Here is a 20779-nt window from a genome sequence, read left to right on the forward strand (position 1 = left end):
TCCGCGTCATGTCGCTGTCCTCCGCAATATCCATCGCACAGCAGGCCTTCAGCAACACGGCGCAACAGACCGCGATCGTGTCGAAGAACATCGCGAATGCGGGCAATGCGGATTATTCGCGTCGCCTTGCCCTCTTGGGCAGCACCGGCAACGGCGCGCAGGTCGTATCCATCTACCGGGCACAGAACGAGGCGCTGCTCAAGCAGAGCATCGCCAGCATCGGCGAAGCCTCCGGCCAGGCGCGGCTTCGCGATGGCCTGGAACTCCTGAAATCGGCTCTCGGCGGTAACAACTACGAGACTGCGCCGTCAAAGCTGCTGTCGGAGTTTCGCAACAGCCTGCAGACGCTGGCCTCGACCCCGGGCAACAAGACGATTGCGGCGGCGGCGGTCACCAGCGCCCAGGACCTTGCCGATTCCCTGAACAAGACCTCTGCCACCGTGCAGAACATGCGCGAAGATGCCGACAAGGAAATCGCTCTTGAGGTCGACAAGCTGAACAGCCTGCTTGCGGACTTCGAGCGGGTGAACAACGAGGTCAAGTCGGCGACTGCATCCGGTGGCGATGCGAACGATGCGCTTGACCAGCGCGACAAGATCCTGAAGCAGATTTCGGAGATCGTCGGCATCTCCACCGTTACGCGCGGCAACAACGATACGGTGATCTTCACCACCGACGGCACGGTGCTTTTCGAGAACATTCCGCGCCAGGTGACGTTCGCGCCGACAACGACCTATGACGCCACCGTCACCGGCAACAAGATCTTCGTCGACGGCGTACCGATCGCCCCCGGAAGTGGCGCAGATACGACCGCCAAGGGCAAGCTTGCGAGCCTCGTGCAGCTGCGCGACGACATAGGGCCGAAGTTCCAGTCGCAGCTGGACGAGATCGCCCGCGGTCTCGTCGAGCTTTTCAAGGAAGGCAACCCCAGCGGGGTGCCGCCGGTTCCCTACCAGCCGGGCCTCTTTACCTGGGGAAGCGCGGGTGTGCCGGCTGCCGGCACCGTCGTTCCCGGACTGGCATCGAAGATCACTGTCAACGCTCTGGCCAAGGCCAACCCGCTTCTCTTGCGTGACGGCGGCTTCAACGGCGTTGTGTCGAACCCTGGCGGTGCGGCAAATCCGAGCCCCGGCTACACGGGCCTTCTCGACGGCTTCATCAACAAGATGGGCGAGAACATGACGTTCGACCCGTCGACCGGTCTCGACGGAACCAGCAGCCTGCTGAACTTCGCGACCGGGTCGGTCGGCTGGCTGGAGCAGACCCGAAAGACGGCATCGACCGCCGACGACAACAAGCGCGCTATGCTGTCGCGCACCCAGGAAGCGCTCAGCAAGCAGACCGGGGTCAGCATCGACGAGGAACTGTCGCTGCTGCTCGATCTCGAACAATCCTACAAAGCATCGGCCAAGCTGGTGAGTACCGTGGACGCCATGATGGCGGCCTTGATGGAAGCTGTGAGGTAATCATGAAGACGTCCTACGTTTCTAATCTGGCGATCCAGACCGCCATGCGCATGACGATTCAGCAGAACCAGATGGATCTGCTGAAGGCGACCCAGGAGCAGACGACCGGTCGGCACTACGACGTCGGCTTGACGCTTGGTGCGACGGCGTCGCGCTCGCTCAACCTTCAGCGCGAGATCGACCGGCTGAACTCGATGAAGAGCACCAACTCGGTCGTAACCCAGCGCCTCTCCGGCTCGCAGGGTGCGCTGGAAACGATGGCGAAAGCGGCCGAAAAGGTGCGCGACACGCTCGTTACCTACAAGGGCAACGATGCCGCGAGCCAGCTTAAGATCCAGAAGACCGAGATCTTGGGCGCGCTGCAGACCTTCACTGCCGCCGCAAACACGTCCTTCAACGGCGAGTTCCTGTTTTCGGGCATCAATACCGACGCCAAGCCTCTCGCCGACTACACCGCTACGTCGGCGGCAAAGACTGCCTTCGACGCTGCGTTTACGGCGTTCAAGACCGCCAACAGCATCACGTCCGACGACCAGATCACCGTCACCCAGATGCAGGACTTCATCAAGAATACGGTCGAGCCGATGTTCACCGGTACGGGCTGGGATGCAAATTGGTCGGACGCATCCAGCCAGAACATGACGAGCCGGATCAGCGCCAGCGAAGTCATCGAAAGCTCGACCAACGCCAATACCAACGGCTTCCGCATGTTTGCCATGGCAAGCGTAATCACGGCCGAGCTGATGGACAAGAACGTGACCCCCGAGGTGCGGGCGGCGATCGGTGTCGAGGCGTTGCAGTATGCAGAGCAGGGCATCGCCGGCCTCAATGCAGAGCGCAGCCAGCTCGGTATTTCGGAATCGCGGGTGAAGAAGGCGAACACCTCGATCGACGCGCAGCTCAAGCTGGTCAACACGCATGTCGCCGACCTCGAAGGCATCGATCCGATCGAGACATCGACCCGGATCAACACGCTCAAGGTGCAGTTGGAAACGTCCTATACACTAACGTCGCGACTACAGCAGATGAGCTTGCTCAATTTCCTCTAGTGTGAGGAGCCGGACAAACATGAAGGATGTCTGAATGTACCAATTTTCCTATGCCGAGATCATGGAGGACGGCGTCGCCGACTCCAAGAATCGAGAACGGCAGGTACTCGATCGCTCGATCGCGCTCATGGAAGCAGCGAAACAGCAGAAAGGGTATTCGAGAGAGGCCATCGAGGCCATCTACTTTACCCGGCGCCTGTGGATCCGTTTCATCGAGGATCTGCGTGCACCGGAGAACCAGCTGAACGAAGAGCTGCGCGCCAATCTGATTTCGATCGCCATCTGGATACTCAACGAGACGGAAAAGATCCGCAAACGCGAATCCTCCAACTTCCAGGGCATAATTGACATTACCACCATCATCAGGGATGGACTGAAATGAAGAGCACACTGCGTATCTCGCTGAAGTCGGGCGAACGGATTTTTGTAAACGGCGCGGTGCTGCGCGTGGACCGGAAGGTCGCGGTCGAGTTCCTGAACGATGTGACGTTCCTGCTCGAAAACCACGTGCTGCAGCCGGAAGACGCAACGACGCCGCTGAAGCAGCTCTATTTCATCGCGCAGATGATCCTCATCAATCCGGAAGGCGCCGAGCAATCGACCGCGATGTTCCGCAAGTCGATCGTCATGCTGCTCAACTGCTTCAAGAACGAAGAGATCCTCGCCGAACTGAAGCGCGTCGACGGGCTGGTGACCAACGGCCGCGCCTTCGAAGCGCTCAAGGCGATCCGCGGCCTCTATGCCATCGAAGACCGCATTCTCAACACGCAGGAAATCACGCCGGCAACAGTCGAGCAGATTCGCAAGGAGATCGCACCATGGCGGTAAGCGGCGTCAGCAACAACGGCTACACCCCGAATGTTTCGGCCCAGGATTCGGGCGGCGACGCCGCCAAGGCATCGCTCAACTACGAGAGCTTCCTGAAGCTGCTCGTCGCCCAGATGAAGAATCAGGATCCGACGCAGCCGATGGATGCGACGCAGCAGATCGCCCAGCTTGCGACCTTCTCGCAGGTGGAGCAGACGATCAAGACCAACAAGAACCTTGAAAGCCTGCTGCAGCGCACGTCGCTGAGCGAGGCGGACGCCGTCATCGGGCGCACCGTCACCAGCGAAGACGGCAAGACCACTGGCGTGGTTAAGGAAGTGAAACTATACTCTGACGGAATCATTGCGGTGCTGGATAACGGCAAGGAGCTTGTTATCGGCCCGGGCGTCAAGGTGAAGTGATAACTCCATGAATGAGGCGGATGCCCTCGATATTGTACAGGCCGCGATCTGGACCGTGATCGTGGCCTCAGGGCCCGCCGTTCTCGCCGCCATGGTTGTCGGCGTCGTCATCGCCTTCATTCAGGCGCTGACCCAGGTCCAGGAAATGACGCTGACATTCGTCCCGAAGATCCTTGCCGTCATGATCACGGTTGCCGTGTCCGCGCCCTTTATCGGCGCCCAGATTTCGATCTTCACCGACATCATCTTCTCGCGCATCCAATCCGGTTTCTGAAGCCGCAGCTTTAAAGCTTGTTCGCATGCAGCGGCATGAAACCCTCGCGCAAGCTTGGGTCGCTATCTCCGTCTCTATAGTGGGGCAGCGCGTGTGAATGCTGCCTTGATCTCATGATGAGACGGAAGAGACATGGCACAGCAAGCAGCGCTGATCATCCCGAAAGTAGCACCGAAGGGCCGGGACGTCGGCTTCGCGCTCGGGATCGTCGCGATCCTGTCGATCCTCTTCCTGTCCATCCCGCCCTTCCTGATCGACATGGGGCTCGCGTTCTCGATCGCCTTTTCCGTGCTGATCCTGATGGTCTCGCTGTGGATCCAGCGTCCGCTCGAGTTCTCCTCGTTCCCGACCATCCTGCTGATCTCGACCATGGTGCGCCTGGCGTTGAACATCGCCACCACCCGAGTCATCCTTTCGCACGGCCACGAGGGCCACGGCGCTGCCGGCGGCGTCATTTCCGGCTTTGCCAGCCTCGTCATGTCCGGCGATTTTGTCATCGGTCTGATCGTCTTCCTGATCCTCATCACCGTGAACTTCATCGTCATCACCAAGGGTGCGACGCGTATCGCCGAAGTCGGCGCGCGCTTCACCCTCGATGCGATCCCCGGCAAGCAGATGTCGATCGACGCCGACCTGTCGGCGGGCCTGATCGACGAGAAGGAAGCACAGCGCCGCCGGCGTGAGCTCGAGGAAGAAAGCTCCTTCTACGGCGCCATGGACGGTGCTTCCAAGTTCGTGCGCGGCGATGCGATCGCCGGCCTGATCATCACCGCGATCAACATCTTCGGCGGCATCATCATCGGTTACCTGCGTCATGGCATGCCGATCGGCGAAGCGGCCGACGTTTTCGTCAAGCTCTCGGTCGGCGACGGTCTCGTCTCGCAGATCCCGGCGCTCATCGTCTCGCTCGCCGCCGGCCTTCTGGTGTCGCGCGGCGGCACGGCCGGCTCCACCGACCAGGCGGTGGTCGGGCAGCTCGGCGGCTATCCGAAGGCGCTGATGGTCGCCTCCGGTCTTATCATTCTCCTGGCGGTCGTTCCCGGCCTGCCGTTCCTGCCCTTCGCCGTGCTCGGCGGCGGCATGGCGTTCCTGAGCTGGCTCGTGCCGCGCCAGATCGAGGCTGCCAATGCCGCGCGTCGCGCCGAAGAGGCGGCCAAGCTCCAGCAGACCAAGGAAGGCGAGCAGGACTCGGTCAAGTCGGTGCTGAAGACCGCCGAGATCGAGCTGCTTCTTGGCAAGCAGGTCTCGACCCGCCTGCTTGGCGCACACCAGGAACTCGCCTTCCGCGTGGGCAAGATGCGCCGCAAGTTTGCTGGCCAGTACGGCCTGGTCATTCCCGAGATCAAGGTTTCGGACGACATCAGCATCCCGGACAAGGCCTACCACATCCGCATCCACGGCACGACGATCGCGTCCAACACGGTGCGCGTCGGCGAAGTCCTGGTGGTCACCGGCGGCGGTCGCCGGCCGAGTGTTCCGGGCGACGAGATCCGCGAACCCGCCTTCGGCATGCCGGCGGTCTCGATCCTCGAAACCTTTACCGAGGACCTCAAGCGCGAAGGCTTCCATCCGATCGATAACGTCTCGGTGGTGTTGACGCATTTGAGCGAAGTGATCCGCAACAACCTGCCGCACCTGCTTTCCTATAAGGACGTCAAGGTGCTGATCGAGCGGCTCGATCCGGAGTACCGCAAGCTCGCCGACGAAATCTGCACCTCGCACATGTCCTATTCGGGCCTGCAGGCGGTGTTGAAATTGCTGCTTGCCGAGCGTGTCTCGATCCGCAACCTGCATCTGATCCTTGAAGCGGTCGCCGAACTCGCGCCGCATGTGCGCAAGACTGAGCAGATCGTCGAGCATGTGCGCGTGCGCATGTCGCAGCAGCTTTGCGGCGACCTCGCCGACAACGGCGTCCTGCGCGTGCTCAGGCTCGGCAACAAGTGGGACATGGTCTTCCACCAGGCGCTGAAGCGCGACGCCAAGGGCGAGGTCGTCGAGTTCGACATCGATCCGCGTCACCTCGAAGAGTTCAGCGAGCAGGCGACGAAAGTTATCCGTGAACATCTCGATCGCGGCATGCCCTTCGTGCTGGTAAGTTCGCCCGAATCCCGTTCTTATGTGCGCATGATCATCGAGCGCCTCTTTGCCACCTTGCCCGTGCTCTCGCATGTCGAGCTTGCCAAGGGCCTTGAGATCAAGATCATCGGCTCCATTTCATGATCACCGACCCGGAGGGCACGGTGCTGGCGCTGTTTGCGGCCTTCTGCCGGATCGGCGGCTGCATCATGATCATGCCCGGGTTCTCCAGCGCGCGCGTTCCGATGCAGGTGCGGCTGTTCATTGCAGTCGCGGTTTCCATGGCGATCCTGCCGGTCATGTGGACGGACATCTATCCGCAGGTAACCGGCAAGGGGCACAGCTACATCTATTTGATCGCCGCCGAGACGGCGGTCGGCGCGGTCATGGGCCTTGTCGCCCGCTACTATGTCCTTGGACTGCAGTTCACCGGAACGGCGATCACCATGTTGATGGGCTTTGCCTCGCCGCCATCGTCGGACGTGATCGAAGATACGCCCGAAAACCAGGTGACCAGCTTGATCAGCTTCGCCGGCCTGATGGTGCTGTTCATGCTGGATTTCCATCATGTGATGATCGAGGCGATCGTTCAATCCTATCGGGCCATGCCGATCGGCACTCCCTTCGATCCGCAGGGTGTGCTGATCACGCTCACGGATTCGCTGGCGCAGATCTTCATGATCATGTTGAGGCTCGCGAGCCCCTTCATCATCTATGGCCTGCTTTTCAACGTGGCGATCGGCATGGTGAACAAGCTGGCGCCACAGATCCCGATCTACTTCATCTCGCAGCCCTATCTGATCATGGGCGGCTTGTTCCTGCTCTATCTCGGTATCGCTGCGATGCTGCGCCTGTTCGGCGACGGTTTCGCGCTGGTCATGCAGGGAGGATAGCCGCATGAAGACCCGCTCGCAGAAGCTCAAGCGCCTGGTCGCCGTCCAACGCCATCTGGAGCAGATGGCGGAGGCGGATTTCGTCGAGATGGTGCGGCAGCGCGAGGTTCTGGCTGAGACGATCGATGTCGTCGTCGATGCCATGGGCTCGGCTCATCCGATGCACCGCATGTTCTCCGGCCACTATTCCTCGCAGATCGGACGGCTTGTGCAGAAGGACCAGATGCTGCACGGCATCCAGCAAACGCACGAGGCGCGCATGCTGAGGGAGCGCGCGAAAGCCGACCGGCTCGAGGAAAACATGAAGGAGGCCCGCCAGTCCGAGGACCGCGAAGAGGCCGACAATTCCATCTACGACCTGATCGATCAACACGTTACGGGCAACGCGCCAGCTTCCCGTAAGCTTGACGGGCGATAGTACGTCATTCCCGGTTTGCTCCGATGGCGGAGCGGATCCGGGCCGACCAATGCCCAGGCTCGATTTTGAGAGGATTCGTCATGGCCATCTCTCCGCCCAGCGATCTGGTGATGGATGTCGTGCGCGCCGCCGACCCCACCGAAGTGCAGGAAGCGCAGGCGCGGTTGAAGGCCAACCGTGCCGCGTTCAAGGCGACGAGTCTGGCGGAAAACGGCAACGGCTTTGCCGCTGCCGTCAACGTTCTCAATCTGTCGCCGGAAGGTTCGAGCGGGCTCGGCGACCTCAACAACCGCGTCGAACAGAAGAAGATTCCGGAGACCTATCGCAAGTTCGAGGCCATGGTGCTGCAGAACTTCGTGAAGTCGATGCTGCCGACCGAAAGCGAGAACGTTTTCGGCAAGGGCAATGCGGGTGATATCTGGAAGAGCATGATGGCCGAGCAGATCGGCGACGTGATCTCCAAGAGCGGTGGCATCGGCATTGCCGAACAGCTCGCGGGCGCCGAAGGCACCGATCGGGTTCAGGCATCGCTGGACGGTAACAGCCGAAACCTCGCCGCAAGCCTCGTGCAGGAATACGAGCGCAAGACGCTGACCGGCTTTACGACCGACAACGACAAGAACAAGCAAGCCTAGGGCGGGGTGGGGGAACTGCTTGCAGTTTTCCATCCGCATTTCGCTCTAATTCATAGGAATAGATCGCGCTTGAGAATCCGGTCGATCCGACCAGAAATCATCGTGATCCAATTGGGAGTTGATTCATGGAAGCCATGGCATCCAATGACGTCCGGATCCAGAACGTGCTCGGCCGCCTGGAAATGATCCTCGACAACGAGAACAGCCGGATCGGCATCGACCCGGAATTCGATATCAAGACATCGAACGCGCACAAGAGCCGTTGCCTCTACGAACTGACGATGCTGCACCGTGACATGCTGCCGGGCGAAAACTCTTCGGCTTTCTCCTCGCATGCTCTGCACCTGCGCGAAAAGCTGTCGGTCAATTCGCAGAAGGTCGAGGCCCATCTCGAAGCCGTTCGCGCCGTCGTCGACCTCCTGAAGACCGCCGCCCAGGATGCCGATGCGGACGGCATCTATTCCGAAGCGCAGTTCCGCTATAGCGATTTCTGATGCTGAAGCTCGTTTTCACCGGGGTCTGGGTCTGCGCGGTCACGCTCGGATCGGTCTACTTCTCGATGCAAAGCGCCTCCGCGCCCGCCGTCCCGGACGGCGAGGCTGCCCGGCGCGCATCGGAGCAATATGTTCCCGGTGAGATGATCACCATTCCGGTCATCCGGGATGGTTCCGTTCAGGGCTATTTCCTGACCAAGCTTTCCTTCTCCGCCACCAAGGAGGGGATCAACAATCTTCGCGCGCCGCTGCGCCAGATGGTTACCGATGAGCTCTACGATCTGCTCGTCGGTTCGAAATTCATCGACATCGCCGACACCGGTACGTTCGACCTGCCCACCTTCAAGACGACGGTAAAGGACGGCCTGAACAAGAAGCTCGGCGACGAGGTGATTACCGAGGTGCTCGTCGAGCAGCTCGAGTATCTGACCAAGGAAGACGTCAAACGCGTCGCCAACAGCCAGAATGTGCCGCGGCAAAAGCCGGTCCCGATCACCGACAAGAACGGCAACGTCGCCGGCGACAAGTTGCCTGAAGGCGCCGTCAAGGCAAGCAGCGCGCACTGATGATTGTTGGAAGGGACGCCCGGGTGGGTTTCCGCTCGGCCGCTTGCCCTCGACGAGGCGGTATCCGTCAGTTCTTTTCCGGGGTGCGGTACTGCTCGTTGACGAGGCCGAGTTCCGCCATCAGCCGGCCGATCGCCACATAGAAGTGGTATAGTCCGGCCGCTGCCAGCCCGCTCTTGTTCCACAGTTCCAACCCGCGCGGCACCGATGCGCCAAGCAGCGCCAGCGATTTGCCGAAGGTCCTGAGCCGGCCTTTGAAGCTCGGGTCACGCCGATGTTCGAGCATCGTCGAGATCGCGCCGTTCCTGAGGCTGCGCGCCCTGATCCAGGATGCGCTGGTGCGGCGGGCGGGCACGGTCTCGGCAACCCAGGCGTCGGTTGCCCAGGCGAAGGAAAACCCTTTCGCCTTGCAGCGGCTGTAGAAATCCGCATCGCCGCCGCCGATGAAGTTGAAGGCGGGATCCAGGAAGGGTTGCGGCATCGCGTCCAGCACTCCACGCGTAACGAGCACGTTGCCGGAGGAATAAAGGATGGGCACCGGCCCGGTCGCGTCATAATGGGGCGTGAAGACCGGATGGCGTTTCCACTTCTGCCCGCCATCGCCTTCGAAAACCGGAAGCTGCGGGCCGCCGACCATATCGGCACCGGTCGTTTCCTGTGCCGCGATGAGGCAATCGAGCCATTCGGGCGCCGCCACTTCGTCGTCGTCGATTATCGCGATCGCCTTGAGGTTCGGGTAGGTTTGGAGCGCCGTCGCCCAGCCGGCATTGTAGGCGTGGCAGTTTCCGCGCTGATGCGCGACGATCACGACAGAATCCGAAGGATGTCCCAGGAAGAAGTCTTTGGCCGCCGCAGCCCCGGCCAGCCCGTCGGCATCGTTTTCGACGACGACCGTGGCGTAGGAGATGTCAGGCCTTTGGGAAACAATGGTTTTCAGCGTCTTGACGACATGGTCCGGCCGACGGAACGTCGGCAGCACGACGACGAGTTCGATGTCGCCGGCGTCTTCCAGCTCTGTCCGGAAGTAGACGGAAATGTCCTGGCCGGTCGTCGTCATGGCGAAACCTGTAAAAGCAAAATTGTGTCGCAATACAGCAAATCTTCCTAAACAGATGCTGAACCCTGGCGGCATATTTTGAAAGGGGTCTTTAAGCGCTCCTTCACCCCATGCTGCTAATGAAGGCCGCAGTTCCATTCATGACGCGTGGCAAAATGCATCTGGTCCTGGTCTCTTCGCTCGTTCCCGTCGCCAATCCGGCGTCCGGTTTCGACATTGCCAACCGGGCTGTGCTCGACGGTCTGCGCGCGCTCGGTCACCGCGTCAGCGTCATCGGTTTTCTCCAGCCGGGACGCGTGCCCGCGCCCGATTGCGATATGCATCTTCTCGGCGAGCTGGAAGTCACCAATGCCAAGGTTGGCACGTGGCAGAAGTTGAGCTGGCTCGCGACGGCCTTCCTCAACCGCACGACCGTCTCATCCGGCAAGATGCTGGTGGTGTCGTCGAGCCGGATTCAGTCGATCCTCGAGAGCCTCGCTCCGTTCGACGGTCTCGTGCTCAACTCGGTGCAACTGCCGGCCGCTTTCCAGCAGGTTTTCCGCCCCCATCCGTCGATCTATGTCGCGCACAATGTCGAGGCGGATTCTGCCTTTGAGAATGCCGAGCGGGCCAAGGGTACGGTCGAACGCTTTCTTTTCCGGCGCGAGGCGCAGTATCTCGAACGCTACGAGCAGCAACTGGCGCAGAATGCGGTGGCCGTCTGGACGTTTGCGGAGGCCGATCGCTTCGGCTTCGGCCGCGCCGTCAGCGACCGGGCCTTCGTGCTGCCGCTGGTCACCGGTTGGGATGCGGCAGTAGTGCCGACAGAAGCAGCCGAGCTCCAGCAGGACCTCGGCTTGATCGGGACCTGGAGCTGGCGGCCGAACCGATTGGGGCTCGACTGGTTTCTCGCCGAGGTCGTACCGCATCTGCCGCAGGATCTTTCGATCGCGATTGCCGGCCAGATGGATGGCATACCGGCGGTTTCCCATCCCGGTGTTCGCTTCGTCGGACGGGTTCCTGATGCACGCGCCTTCGTCACGGAAAGTGCGGTCATACCGCTCGTCAGCCGGGGCGGTACGGGCGTCCAGCTGAAGAGCATCGAGACCTTTGAGCTTGGCATGCCATCCGTGGCGACGCAGGCGTCGTTGCGCGGCATCGAGGCGCTTCCTGAGAATTGCGCCGCGGCCGAAGATCCGGCCGAGTTCGCGCGCCTGTTGGTCGACAAGGTCACCCGCGCGCGCGGCGGCGACCGCCAACGCCTTGACGGTTCGGTCTTCCATCGCGCCCAGAAGGCGAAGCTGATGCGGGTCATGCGCAATGTGCTGGCCGGCCTCGCTCCGAGTGCCTCGGCCGAGACACCCTCGGTTCCGCCCGAGCTGAAGGTCCATGACGGGGGGCGGTCGTGACCAAGACGACCGCCGGCGCGAACGCCGCCCTGTCCGGGCGCCTCATCCTGGGCATGCCGGTGGTCGATTTCGATTGGGAGAGCGCCTTTGTCTTTGCGGCCGACGCGCTGTCGCGCCCGGGTGGGCAAACAACGCTCGCCTTCCTCAACGCCAACAATGCCAACCTGATGATGCGCGACGGCGAGTACCGCGAGGTCCTCGGCCGCCAGGTCGTCTTTCCCGACGGTCACGGCGTCGATATCGCTTCCTATCTCTTTTACGGCAGCATGTTCCCGGCCAATCTCAACGGCACGGACTTCGTGCCGGCGCTGCTGACCTTCGTCGACCGGCCGCTGCGCGTTGCGATGATCGGCGCCCGTGCGAAGGTGCTTGCGCGCGCGGCCGAGAATTTTCGCAGGCACGCGCCATGGCACGAGTTCCTCCCCGTTTCCGACGGGTTCTTCGATCGTGACCACTCCCAGCAAGTGCTTGCCGATGTCCGGGCGCTGAACGCTGATATCCTGCTGGTGGCGATGGGAAGCCCCAGTCAGGAGAAATGGGTCGATGCCCATGTGGGGCCGCAGGACGCCCGGCTGGTCATTACCGTCGGCGCGCTCTTCGATTTCGTCGCCGAGGCGTTTCCGCGGGCGCCGAAGTTCCTGCGCCGGATGCGGCTGGAATGGTTCTTTCGCCTGGCGGTCGAGCCGCGGCGCATGTGGCGTCGCTATGTCCTCGGAAACCCGCTTTTCCTGTTTTACGTCCTCTGGCACAAGCTGTCGGGGCGGGCGCGGGAAAACGTCGCCGACACCAGCCTTCGGACGGGAACATCGTGAACGGTCAGACCATGCGCACAGCCATTGTCACAGCGTCCTACTCCAATGACTTCGAGCGCTGCCGGCTGATGTGCGAAAGCATGGACCGCAAGCTTCAGGGCGATTGGAAGCACTATCTGCTGGTTGCCGATTTCGACGTTAAGCTCTTCCGGCAACTGGAGGGCTCCAGACGCCAGGTTATCAGCGAACGCGATCTCCTGCCCTGGTGGCTGCATCCCGTCACCGACCCGCTTTCGGGCGGCCGCCGGAAGCTGTGGCTCAGCCCCTTTGGCCTGCCGCTGCGTGGCTGGCATGCCCAACAGCTTCGCCGCCTGGTGCTCGCGCGCCACATCGACGAGGCGGCGATGTTTGCCGTCGATTCCGATGTCGTCTTCCTGCGCGCCTTCGATCCCGGCAGCCTCTGGCAGGGAGAGCGGTTGACGCTCTACCGCAAGGACGGGGCGATTAATGCGCAAATGCGCTCCAACCATCTCGAATGGCTCGCCCATTCCGACAGGCTTCTCGGGATCGGCCCCTACACGTTGCCGGCCAACGACTATATCAACACGCTGATCGCGTGGCGCACCGATACCAGCCGCAAGCTGCTCGAACACATCGAGACGCTGCACGGCCGGAACTGGGTGAGGGCGATGACCCGCACCCGCGCCTTCTCCGAATGCACGATCTACGGGCGCTTCGTCGACGAGGTGCTGGGCGGGGAAGGTCATGTTCCCTCCGATGCCGCGCTCTGTCATGTGCTCTGGTTCGAAGACAGCTACCGGCAGGATCTCTCCGGACTCAGGGCGTTCTTGAAGGACATGGCGCCGCATCAGGTCGGCATCGGCGTGCAGTCCTTCGTCGGCCACGATCTCGACGATATTCGCCGGGCGGTGTTCGAACTCGCGGCCTGAGGCATCTGTCTTGTTTCAGATGACCCGATCAGCCGGCTTTCTGAGCGCCGAATAGGTCAGTCCGAACGAGAGCGCGTAGAGGACCAGGAAGATCCCGTTGAGCGCCGGCGCCCAGGTCGTGACGTCGGCCGTCGTCTGCAGCAAGAGAACCAGCAGCCCCACCTTGACGACGCCGGCAATCAACAGGTTCAGCATGCGCCGCACAGTGCGGCCGGTCGCGTAGAGCAGTTCGGAGTGGTACTCGATCAGGTTGCGGAACGAGGGCACGAGCACGATCATCGCGACAATCGGCGCGGCTGCCGACACGTTGCGCCCGAGGCCATCGGGGAAGACCCACAGATAGAATGCCATGGCCGCGATGGCGGCAAAGGACGCAAGCGCCACCAGGAGTTCGATCGAGAGCCGGACACGCCAGCGGGCAATCGCCTCGGGCGTTCGCATGATGCGCTGGACGAGCAAGGTGTTGAACGACCGCACCGGCAGCGCCGTCAGGTCCGCCAGCCGCATCAGGATGGCATAGAGGCCGGACACCGCCGGCCCGCCAATGGCGAGTACCGCAATCTTGTCGAACTCCGATTGGATGTAGAACAGCACCTCGGCGCCGGCGACCGACACCGAATCCGCCCAGCGCCGGAAGTAAAGCCGTGGCTGCCAGCGCAGCCGGACACGCGGGTAGAACCAGAGAAGGGCCACCAGAAGGCCGAGCGCATTCGCAAGCAGATAGAGGTAGGACCAAGCTTCGAGCGTTTTCCAGGGGAGCAACGCAAGGAGCAGGGCAGCGGCGGTGCGGATCGCCGTTCCGATCACCACGAGGAGGGCGCCGCGCCCGAAGCGACCCAGACCGTTCAGCACGATGACGGCGGTCTCCAGCCCGCGCCAGCAGAGGATCTCGGCCAGCATGAAGGCAGCAAAAGTGCCGGCCGCCATGTCGCGGGAAAAGAGGGCGAGGAAGGTGATCGCGCAGATGATTGCGATCAACGGCAGCGACAGCACGGCGCCGACCAGAAAGCCGGCGCTATAGGTGCCGACAAGCAGCGGCTTTACCGTCGCGACCCGATAGAGCGGCGACATGAAGCCAAAGGCAAGCACGCGCGATATCATGATGCCGGCGGCAGACGCGGTCGCGAACAACCCGAAATCGGCGATGGCGAGCGTGTTGGCAACGGCGATGAAATAGACGAGCGACAGCACGAGCCGGCCCGCCGAACCTCCGGTCATCGAGAGGTAAGCGTGGATGAGCGCCCGGTGGCGGAGATAAAGCGCTTTGATGCGATGGGGCACGGCCGACATTTCCAGTAGCGCGTTCCCGCTCGATGCCGATGGAAACGCTCTATCTCCTTGATATCTCACACTTCCAAGGGCAGGGCGCGCAAAGCGTTCGCCTGGAATTGCGCTCGTCTCTCCGTCATAGGCGGGAAAGCTTAATAAGGCGTGAGATCACGCCGTTCGCGCCGTCACTTCCCGCCGAAATTAACGATTTGTTTTCCATGTTTCCTTAGGTTGGCTTCACTATTCGGAATTCGCCGTTTCGGCAGCCGCGGGATCAGTCATGTTCAACATCGACGACGAGAAACGCCCGGTTCCGCGTGCATCGTTGCTCGATTTTGCAGCAGAGGACGCGCGCGATCCCGCGCGTGCGCGAGACAGGCGCACCGCCGACCCGCAGGGTGCAGGCTCGTCCTTGCTCGGTCGTCTGTCCGGTTCCGGTGGATCAGCCAATCAATCAGCGGCCCGGCGCGAAAACCGTTCGAAAGGTCAGCCCCCGCGCGGCGAAACGGTGCGGCCGACAGCCAAGGCACCCGCCGCCCGTAACCAACCCGGCCTCGGCGGCATGCGTGGCAAGTTTGCGCGCTGGCTTGCCGATAGTCCTGCTGATAGTCCGCCTGAGGGGGCTGCGCCGGGAGTGACAGCCGACGGGCGAGCCGCAGGTGACCGCCCGCTCGTGGATATCAAGACCGTGGTGCGCGCGGTCTGGCAGCTCCGCAAGATCATTCTCGCGACCACGGCGCTCGGCGCCGTCGGTGGCGTCCTGCTGGCGTTGTCGACGCCCAGCGTCTTCGTTTCCGAAAGCAAGCTCTACGTCGATCCGCGCGAAGTGCGGCTGACGGATTCCGACCTGTCGAAACAATCGCTCGCAACCGAAGGCATTCTCGCCATTGTCGACAGCCAGCTCGAAGTGTTGCGCTCGCGAACGGTTATGGAAAAGGTCGCGGCCAGTCTCGATCTGGAAAAGGACCCGGAATTCGCCGGCAAGGGAGCCGGTGGCGACGCGTCCGCGCGCGTCCTGAAGACCTTGGGCGAGGCAATTCAGGTCTGGCGCGATCCGAAAACCTTCATCGTCACCATTGAGGCGAAGACCAGGGATCCCGAGAAGTCGGCACTGATTGCCAACCGATTGGTGGACACGTTCCTCGGCGAGGAGACCGCCGCGCAATCCGGCTTCTTCCAGAAGACGACGGTTGCGCTCGACGCGCGTATCAAGGAACTGAAGGCTGAACTGGACGCGGCCGAAAAGGCCGTCGAGGATTACAAGGCGAGCAACGACATTGTCGGCGCCGGCGGCGAATTGATCGCCGACAAGCAGCTCCTCAGCCTCAGTGATCAGGTCGCTGCGGCCCGCAATCGCATCGCCGAGGCGAAAGCCAAGGCCGAGGCGTCCGGCAAGGTGCAGCTCACCGATGTTCTGACGGGCGCCTACCCGGAGGAAATCAGTTCGCTGGCGCTCTCCGAACTGCGCAAGCAATACGCGGCGACCAGGGCGCAACTGAGCGCCCTTGATGCGAGCCTCGGGCCCCGCCATCCGCAACGCATCGCCGTTCAGCAGGCACTCGAGTCGTCGCGCTCGGAGATCGCCAACGAGTTGCGCCGCATCGCGGCTGCGGCGGGGACCGAGCTTGACCGCGCCCAGCGAACGGAACAGGACCTCGTGCAGCAGCTTGCCGTCCAGAAGGCGCGCCAGATCGATTCCTCCGCCGAATTCGTCGAGTTGCGCGAGCTGCAGCGAAAAGCGGCGGCGACCCGCGAGATCTACGAATCCTTCCTGAAGCGCGCCGGCGAGACGCGCGAAGAGGAAAAGCTGACCGCGAAGAACATCCGGGTGATCTCCAAGGCCGAGCCGGCGCTGCAGGCAAAAGGGCCCTCCCGCAAGATCATCGTGATCGCCGCCACCATGGCGGGCTTCTTTGCCGGCCTCGGCCTCGGCGTGCTGCTCGGCATCTATCGCAGCTTGAACGGATTGTTTCCCGCAACCCGGAAGGTCGAGGACGATGAGGCGCCCGAGCCGCCGGAACCCGATGGCGGCCCCGAGCCCACACGGCGCCAGCAGCCGCAGCCTGATCCGGCTTCGGCCAAGCTCGAGCTGCCGCCGCAGTTCAGCCCGGCTGCGCACCATGCGCAATCGCTGAACGCTGCCTATGCCGTTGCTCGCCGGAGCGCAACGGCGGGTCCTGTCACGGCTCAGCCTGTGCCGCAGACCGTAGACGAGGATGACGCCGACATCGCCAAGGTCCAGGAAGGCCTTCGCGCGCTGAGGTCTCGCGTCGAGCACTATTCCCGCCAGAAGCTCGCGCGCCGTTGATACGACGGGCGGAGAGGCACGCTTCATTCGCGAACGTCTTGTGAGGCTGAGACCTCACGGCTTTCGGCGAAACCACGTGCACCTCTCAGTCTTGAGAGGAAATATCATCGGGGCACTCGAAACGGCAGCCAACCTCGTTGTCGCCTCTTGCATTTATGCGTTTGGGACAGCATAGGGCGCGTTGAGGCCATCGCCTTCTCTGAGGCGAACTAGAGTATGCCGCGTGAACAGGAAGCCAGGAGGAACATGCCGTGACGACTGTGATTGATGGCAAGAAGGTCGCCGCTTCGGTGATCGAAAGCGTGAAGGCCGCGACCCGTGCGCTCGAAACGGATGCGGGTGTTCGCGCAGGTCTCGCCGTCGTGATCGTCGGCGACGATCCGGCAAGCCACGCTTATGTTTCTTCCAAGAGCAAGATGGCCAAGGAGTGCGGCTTCCTGTCGGTCCAGCACACCTTGGCCGAGGCAACGACCCAGGAAGAGCTCGCTGCACTCGTGGCTAAGCTCAACGCCGATCCCTCTATTCACGGCATCCTCGTGCAGCTTCCGCTGCCGAAACATCTGAATTCCGAGCCGATTATCCAGTCGATCCTGCCCGAAAAAGACGTCGACGGCCTGCACGTCGTCAATGCCGGCAAACTTGCGACCGGCGATCTCGAAGGCGGTCTCGTCTCCTGCACGCCGGCCGGCGCCATGGTCTTCGTGCGCCAGACCCATGGCGACGATCTCTCCGGTCTGAACGCTGTCGTCGTCGGCCGCTCGAACCTGTTCGGCAAGCCGATGTCAGCGCTGCTGCTTGCCGCCAACGCGACGGTCACGACCGCCCATTCGCGCACCAAGGATCTGGCCGCCGTCTGCCGCAACGCCGATATCCTCGTTGCCGCCGTGGGACGCCCCGAAATGGTGAAGGCCGACTGGGTGAAGCCGGGCGCGACGGTCATCGACGTCGGTATCAACCGCGTACCAGCGCCGGAGAAGGGTGAGGGCAAGTCCAAACTCGTCGGCGACGTCGCCTTTGCGGAAGCCGCCGAGGTTGCAGGCGTGATCACGCCGGTGCCGGGTGGCGTCGGACCGATGACCATCGCCATGCTGATGGCCAACACCGTGATTGCCGCCTATCGCAAGGCCGGCCGCAAGCCGCCGCGCTTCTGATCCTGGCTCATATGGGATGATGAGACGCGTCGCGATTGCGGCGCGTTTTCATTTTTGCGGGGCAGGTCCGGTCGATGCGCGCACGATGAGTTCGGCGCGCCAGAGTTCCTGCTCCGGATAGTCGCCGCGCTTCAGGATGCCGCCGATCAGCCGTGTGGCGATACGCGCCCCGGCGGCCCGCAGCGACGAGCGTGTCGTTGTCAGCGGGATGCTGAAATTTTCGGGCTTCAGCATCGGCAAGACGTCGTCATGGGCGATCAGCGAAATGTCTTCGCCGATTTTCAAGCCCGCCTGGTTGATCGCCCTGACAGCGCCAAGCGCCAGCACCGTACTTGAACAGAGCACCGCCGTCGGCGGCTGCGCGTGCTGCAGGAAGGGCTGCATGCTGCGGTAGCCGTGCTCGTCGGTCATCAGCGAATGCTGGACAAGCGCCTCGTCGAGCGAAAGGCCGTGTTCGGCGAGCGCCCGCAGCATGCCTTTTTTCCGGCGAATGGAAAAAGCCAGATATTCCGGCCCGTTGATCAGCGCAATCCGCTGGTGTCCGAGCTGTATAAGCAGCCGTGTCGCGTCGTAGAAGGCACTCGTATTGTCGATGTCGAGGAACGGATAGTCGCGGCTTTCGCCGATCGACCGGCCGTGCACGACGAAGGGGATCGAGAGCGATTTCAACATGGCGATGCGCGGGTCGTTGGCGCGCATATAGGCGAGGAAAAGCGCATCGACATTGCCGCTGGCCGCCAGGCGCCGGAAGGTCACCTCCTCGTCCTCCGGCGCGCTCGGATTGAGCACGAAGTGGAAGTCGTGCTTGACCGCCTCTTCCGCCAGCCCTGCCAGAAACTCGCCGAAATGCACGTCGGAATCGATGCCGGGCGCGATCGGCATGACCATGCCGATCGAATAGGCCTTGCCGGTGGCCAATCGCTGCGCTGCGCGGTTCGGCCTGTAGCCGGTCTCACGCACGGCCTGCAGCACGCGCTGACGGGTTTCGGCGTTGACTTCCGGATAGCCGTTCAGCGCCCGGCTGACCGTCGTCTGTGACAGGCCGAGCAGCTCCGCCAATTGCTTGAGATTGACCGCCATGGTCGGGATTCCTCTCAAAGCGCTTTGGATACCCATATGATTTTTGGTGTTTGGCCCCAGCGCCCTCCGGTTTGTGTAGCATCCGTTTTTCGAGCAACAAAGCGGAATTCAACTATTGCGCGGTGCAAAACGTTACCGCAGGGCACAAATACGTCGCATGGAGAACAGCGATGGGAAAGCTCTTGACTCCGCGCGTGTCGCAATGGTTTGTTAGCGAACTCAAAGCGCTTTGAATTTTTCGCGCATTGTCGTCTGCCCGGCGGGATCCGGGTTCATCTTTGGGAGGAGAAGAACGTGAAGAGATCATTGCTGTTGGGCGTGGCCGCCTTTGCCCTGATTGCAGGTGCAGCCGGCGCCGCCGACCTCAAATTCAAGCCGGGCGAAGATACGAAGTTCAACTGGGCGAGCTTCGAGGAGTTCAAGAAGGGCCACGACCTTAAGGGCCAGACGCTGACGATCTTCGGCCCCTGGCGCGGCGAAGACGAGGCGCTGTTCAAGAGCGTCTATGCCTACTTCACCGAAGCGACGGGCGCCGAGATCAAGTACTCCTCGTCTGAAAACTACGAGCAGCAGATCGTCATCGACACCCAGGCCGGCAGCCCCTCCGAAATCTCGATCCTCCCGCAGCCGGGTCTGATCGCCGATCTCGCCTCCAAGGGCTACCTGACGCCGCTCGGCGACGAAACCCAGAAGTGGCTGCTCGACAACTATGCCGCCGGTCAGTCCTGGGTCGATCTGTCGACCTACAAGGGCAAGGACGGCAATGCTGCGCTCTTTGCGTTCCCCTACAAGATCGACGTGAAGTCGCTCGTGTGGTACTCGCCGGAGAACTTCGAGGACGCCGGCTACGAAGTGCCGAAGACCATGGAAGAGCTGAAGGCGCTGACAGAGAAGATCGCCGCCGATGGCGGCAAGCCCTGGTGCATCGGCCTTGGCTCCGGTGGTGCCACCGGCTGGCCGGCCACCGACTGGGTGGAAGACATGATGCTGCGTACGCAGCCGGCCGACGTCTACGACAAGTGGGTGAAGAACGAGATCCCGTTCACCGATCCGGCCGTCGTCGGTGCGATCGACGAGTTCGGTTGGTTCGCCAAGAACGACAAGTTCGTCGATGGCGGTGCAGCAGCGGTTGCCTCGACCGACTTCCGCGACAGCCCGAAGGGCCTCTTTGCCTCGCCGCCGAAGTGCTACCTGCACCACCAGGCGTCGTTCATCCCGTCCTTCTTCCCCGAGGGCACGAAGATCGGCGAGGACGCCGACTTCTTCTACATGCCGCCTTACGAGAGCAAGAAGGAGCTCGGCAATCCGGTGCTTGGCGCCGGCACGCTGGCGATGATCACCAAGGACACGCCGGCGGCGCGCGCCTTCATCGAGTTCCTGAAGACCCCGATCGCCCATGAAGTCTGGATGGCGCAGACGAGCTTCCTGACGCCCTACAAGAGCGTCAATGTCGACACCTACGGCAACCCGCCGCTGAAGAAGCAGGGCGAGATCCTCTTGAGCGCCACCACGTTCCGCTTTGACGGTTCCGACCTGATGCCCGGCAAGATCGGTGCGGGTGCGTTCTGGACCGGCATGGTCGATTTCGTCGGCGGCAAGTCGTCGGCCGACGTCGCGGACGGCGTGCAGAAGGCCTGGGACGCCATCAAGTAACAACAGATGACGGGCGGCAGCAATGCCGCCCGTTGCCGACCCGGGTTCGCTGCCAGGGCGGGACGAGGAAA

The 20779-nt window shown here is 62.2% G+C and carries 21 protein-coding genes; 18 read left to right on the top strand and 3 right to left on the bottom strand.

Going from position 1 to position 20779, the window contains the following annotated elements:
• Positions 1 to 8 precede the first annotated feature (8 nt).
• The 12 genes from flgK to IB262_RS14375 all read left to right on the top strand — a co-directional run bounded on the left by flgK (position 9) and on the right by IB262_RS14375 (position 9100).
• Positions 9 to 1466, top strand: coding sequence for a flagellar hook-associated protein FlgK (flgK, locus tag IB262_RS14320; protein ID WP_060516524.1), 1458 nt, complete (start codon positions 9 to 11; stop codon positions 1464 to 1466).
• A 2-nt stretch (positions 1467 to 1468) separates the two neighbouring features.
• Entirely contained in the window at positions 1469 to 2515 is a 1047-nt protein-coding gene (locus IB262_RS14325; protein ID WP_060516522.1) for a flagellar hook-associated family protein, read from the top strand.
• A gap of 34 nt (positions 2516 to 2549) precedes the next feature.
• Positions 2550 to 2897, top strand: a complete 348-nt coding sequence (flaF, locus tag IB262_RS14330; RefSeq protein ID WP_034800744.1) for a flagellar biosynthesis regulator FlaF — start codon at positions 2550 to 2552, stop codon at positions 2895 to 2897.
• Positions 2894 to 3343, top strand: coding sequence for a flagellar biosynthesis repressor FlbT (gene flbT / locus IB262_RS14335; RefSeq protein ID WP_034800746.1), 450 nt, complete (start codon positions 2894 to 2896; stop codon positions 3341 to 3343). Before flaF ends, flbT begins: the two co-directional genes overlap by 4 nt.
• A complete protein-coding gene (gene flgD / locus IB262_RS14340) occupies positions 3334 to 3744 on the top strand; it encodes a flagellar hook assembly protein FlgD (RefSeq protein WP_034800748.1) in 411 nt (136 codons plus the stop codon). Before flbT ends, flgD begins: the two co-directional genes overlap by 10 nt.
• Before the next feature lie 7 nt (positions 3745 to 3751).
• Positions 3752 to 4018, top strand: coding sequence for a flagellar biosynthesis protein FliQ (gene fliQ, locus IB262_RS14345; RefSeq protein ID WP_034800750.1), 267 nt, complete (start codon positions 3752 to 3754; stop codon positions 4016 to 4018).
• A gap of 132 nt (positions 4019 to 4150) precedes the next feature.
• Entirely contained in the window at positions 4151 to 6238 is a 2088-nt protein-coding gene (flhA, locus tag IB262_RS14350; RefSeq protein WP_192493680.1) for a flagellar biosynthesis protein FlhA, read from the top strand.
• Positions 6235 to 6987, top strand: a complete 753-nt coding sequence (gene fliR / locus IB262_RS14355) for a flagellar biosynthetic protein FliR (RefSeq protein WP_034800756.1) — start codon at positions 6235 to 6237, stop codon at positions 6985 to 6987. The genes flhA and fliR overlap by 4 nt, the downstream gene beginning before the upstream one ends.
• Before the next feature lie 4 nt (positions 6988 to 6991).
• The gene (locus tag IB262_RS14360; protein WP_060516519.1) at positions 6992 to 7405 is read left to right on the top strand and encodes a hypothetical protein; all 414 of its coding nucleotides are present in this window, start codon (positions 6992 to 6994) and stop codon (positions 7403 to 7405) included.
• 80 nt (positions 7406 to 7485) lie between these two features.
• Positions 7486 to 8040, top strand: a complete 555-nt coding sequence (locus IB262_RS14365) for a rod-binding protein (protein ID WP_034800760.1) — start codon at positions 7486 to 7488, stop codon at positions 8038 to 8040.
• Positions 8041 to 8165: 125 nt separating this feature from the next.
• Positions 8166 to 8534 (top strand): hypothetical protein, encoded by a 369-nt coding sequence (locus tag IB262_RS14370; RefSeq protein WP_034800762.1) that lies wholly within the window; start codon positions 8166 to 8168, stop codon positions 8532 to 8534.
• Positions 8534 to 9100, top strand: coding sequence for a hypothetical protein (locus tag IB262_RS14375; protein WP_034800764.1), 567 nt, complete (start codon positions 8534 to 8536; stop codon positions 9098 to 9100). The genes IB262_RS14370 and IB262_RS14375 overlap by 1 nt, the downstream gene beginning before the upstream one ends.
• Positions 9101 to 9167: 67 nt before the next feature.
• Here the strand turns inward: IB262_RS14375 and IB262_RS14380 are convergent, their stop codons facing one another.
• Complete coding sequence (locus tag IB262_RS14380) at positions 9168 to 10157, bottom strand: glycosyltransferase (RefSeq protein ID WP_060602191.1); 990 nt, start codon at positions 10155 to 10157, stop codon at positions 9168 to 9170.
• 140 nt (positions 10158 to 10297) lie between these two features.
• Between IB262_RS14380 and IB262_RS14385 the strand changes: the two genes are divergently transcribed.
• The 3 genes from IB262_RS14385 to IB262_RS14395 are packed head-to-tail and all read left to right on the top strand — an operon-like array spanning position 10298 to position 13247.
• Positions 10298 to 11545: a glycosyltransferase family 4 protein gene (locus IB262_RS14385; RefSeq protein ID WP_234824383.1), complete on the top strand. Its 1248-nt coding sequence runs from the start codon at positions 10298 to 10300 to the stop codon at positions 11543 to 11545.
• On the top strand, positions 11542 to 12357 hold the full coding sequence (locus IB262_RS14390; protein WP_348646916.1) for a WecB/TagA/CpsF family glycosyltransferase: 816 nt from the start codon (positions 11542 to 11544) through the stop codon (positions 12355 to 12357). The genes IB262_RS14385 and IB262_RS14390 overlap by 4 nt, the downstream gene beginning before the upstream one ends.
• 11 nt (positions 12358 to 12368) lie before the next feature.
• The gene (locus IB262_RS14395; RefSeq protein WP_112975991.1) at positions 12369 to 13247 is read left to right on the top strand and encodes a DUF6492 family protein; all 879 of its coding nucleotides are present in this window, start codon (positions 12369 to 12371) and stop codon (positions 13245 to 13247) included.
• Positions 13248 to 13262: 15 nt separating this feature from the next.
• Here IB262_RS14395 and IB262_RS14400 read toward each other — a convergent pair whose 3' ends face one another.
• Positions 13263 to 14528: a lipopolysaccharide biosynthesis protein gene (locus IB262_RS14400; protein WP_318266770.1), complete on the bottom strand. Its 1266-nt coding sequence runs from the start codon at positions 14526 to 14528 to the stop codon at positions 13263 to 13265.
• A 268-nt stretch (positions 14529 to 14796) separates the two neighbouring features.
• Between IB262_RS14400 and IB262_RS14405 the strand changes: the two genes are divergently transcribed.
• Together IB262_RS14405 and folD are read left to right on the top strand one after the other, a co-directional pair.
• A complete protein-coding gene (locus tag IB262_RS14405; RefSeq protein ID WP_112975989.1) occupies positions 14797 to 16824 on the top strand; it encodes a GumC family protein in 2028 nt (675 codons plus the stop codon).
• A gap of 251 nt (positions 16825 to 17075) precedes the next feature.
• A complete protein-coding gene (gene folD / locus IB262_RS14410; RefSeq protein WP_112975988.1) occupies positions 17076 to 17975 on the top strand; it encodes a bifunctional methylenetetrahydrofolate dehydrogenase/methenyltetrahydrofolate cyclohydrolase FolD in 900 nt (299 codons plus the stop codon).
• Positions 17976 to 18023: 48 nt separating this feature from the next.
• On the opposite strand, the gene IB262_RS14415 is transcribed toward folD, so the two are convergent.
• Entirely contained in the window at positions 18024 to 19055 is a 1032-nt protein-coding gene (locus IB262_RS14415) for a substrate-binding domain-containing protein (protein ID WP_034800775.1), read from the bottom strand.
• Between the two features lie 294 nt (positions 19056 to 19349).
• Between IB262_RS14415 and IB262_RS14420 the strand changes: the two genes are divergently transcribed.
• Positions 19350 to 20708, top strand: coding sequence for an ABC transporter substrate-binding protein (locus tag IB262_RS14420; protein ID WP_192356781.1), 1359 nt, complete (start codon positions 19350 to 19352; stop codon positions 20706 to 20708).
• Positions 20709 to 20779 lie beyond the last annotated feature (71 nt).

This window comes from Ensifer sp. ENS02, from assembly GCF_014851885.1.
Classification (GTDB): domain Bacteria; phylum Pseudomonadota; class Alphaproteobacteria; order Rhizobiales; family Rhizobiaceae; genus Ensifer; species Ensifer adhaerens.

What these genes read in the sequence shown, in the direction of transcription:
- flgD (WP_034800748.1), top strand. Translation starts at nt 3,334, where the DNA reads ATGGCGGTAAGCGGCGTCAGCAACAACGGCTACACCCCGAATGTTTCG.
- IB262_RS14405 (WP_112975989.1), top strand. Translation starts at nt 14,797, where the DNA reads ATGTTCAACATCGACGACGAGAAACGCCCGGTTCCGCGTGCATCGTTG.
- IB262_RS14395 (WP_112975991.1), top strand. Translation starts at nt 12,369, where the DNA reads ATGCGCACAGCCATTGTCACAGCGTCCTACTCCAATGACTTCGAGCGC.
- flhA (WP_192493680.1), top strand. Translation starts at nt 4,151, where the DNA reads ATGGCACAGCAAGCAGCGCTGATCATCCCGAAAGTAGCACCGAAGGGC.
- IB262_RS14380 (WP_060602191.1), bottom strand. Translation starts at nt 10,157, where the DNA reads ATGACGACGACCGGCCAGGACATTTCCGTCTACTTCCGGACAGAGCTG.
- IB262_RS14415 (WP_034800775.1), bottom strand. Translation starts at nt 19,055, where the DNA reads ATGGCGGTCAATCTCAAGCAATTGGCGGAGCTGCTCGGCCTGTCACAG.
- IB262_RS14370 (WP_034800762.1), top strand. Translation starts at nt 8,166, where the DNA reads ATGGAAGCCATGGCATCCAATGACGTCCGGATCCAGAACGTGCTCGGC.
- flbT (WP_034800746.1), top strand. Translation starts at nt 2,894, where the DNA reads ATGAAGAGCACACTGCGTATCTCGCTGAAGTCGGGCGAACGGATTTTT.
- fliQ (WP_034800750.1), top strand. Translation starts at nt 3,752, where the DNA reads ATGAATGAGGCGGATGCCCTCGATATTGTACAGGCCGCGATCTGGACC.
- IB262_RS14365 (WP_034800760.1), top strand. Translation starts at nt 7,486, where the DNA reads ATGGCCATCTCTCCGCCCAGCGATCTGGTGATGGATGTCGTGCGCGCC.
- IB262_RS14360 (WP_060516519.1), top strand. Translation starts at nt 6,992, where the DNA reads ATGAAGACCCGCTCGCAGAAGCTCAAGCGCCTGGTCGCCGTCCAACGC.
- IB262_RS14385 (WP_234824383.1), top strand. Translation starts at nt 10,298, where the DNA reads ATGACGCGTGGCAAAATGCATCTGGTCCTGGTCTCTTCGCTCGTTCCC.
- IB262_RS14375 (WP_034800764.1), top strand. Translation starts at nt 8,534, where the DNA reads ATGCTGAAGCTCGTTTTCACCGGGGTCTGGGTCTGCGCGGTCACGCTC.
- flaF (WP_034800744.1), top strand. Translation starts at nt 2,550, where the DNA reads ATGTACCAATTTTCCTATGCCGAGATCATGGAGGACGGCGTCGCCGAC.
- IB262_RS14325 (WP_060516522.1), top strand. Translation starts at nt 1,469, where the DNA reads ATGAAGACGTCCTACGTTTCTAATCTGGCGATCCAGACCGCCATGCGC.
- flgK (WP_060516524.1), top strand. Translation starts at nt 9, where the DNA reads ATGTCGCTGTCCTCCGCAATATCCATCGCACAGCAGGCCTTCAGCAAC.
- fliR (WP_034800756.1), top strand. Translation starts at nt 6,235, where the DNA reads ATGATCACCGACCCGGAGGGCACGGTGCTGGCGCTGTTTGCGGCCTTC.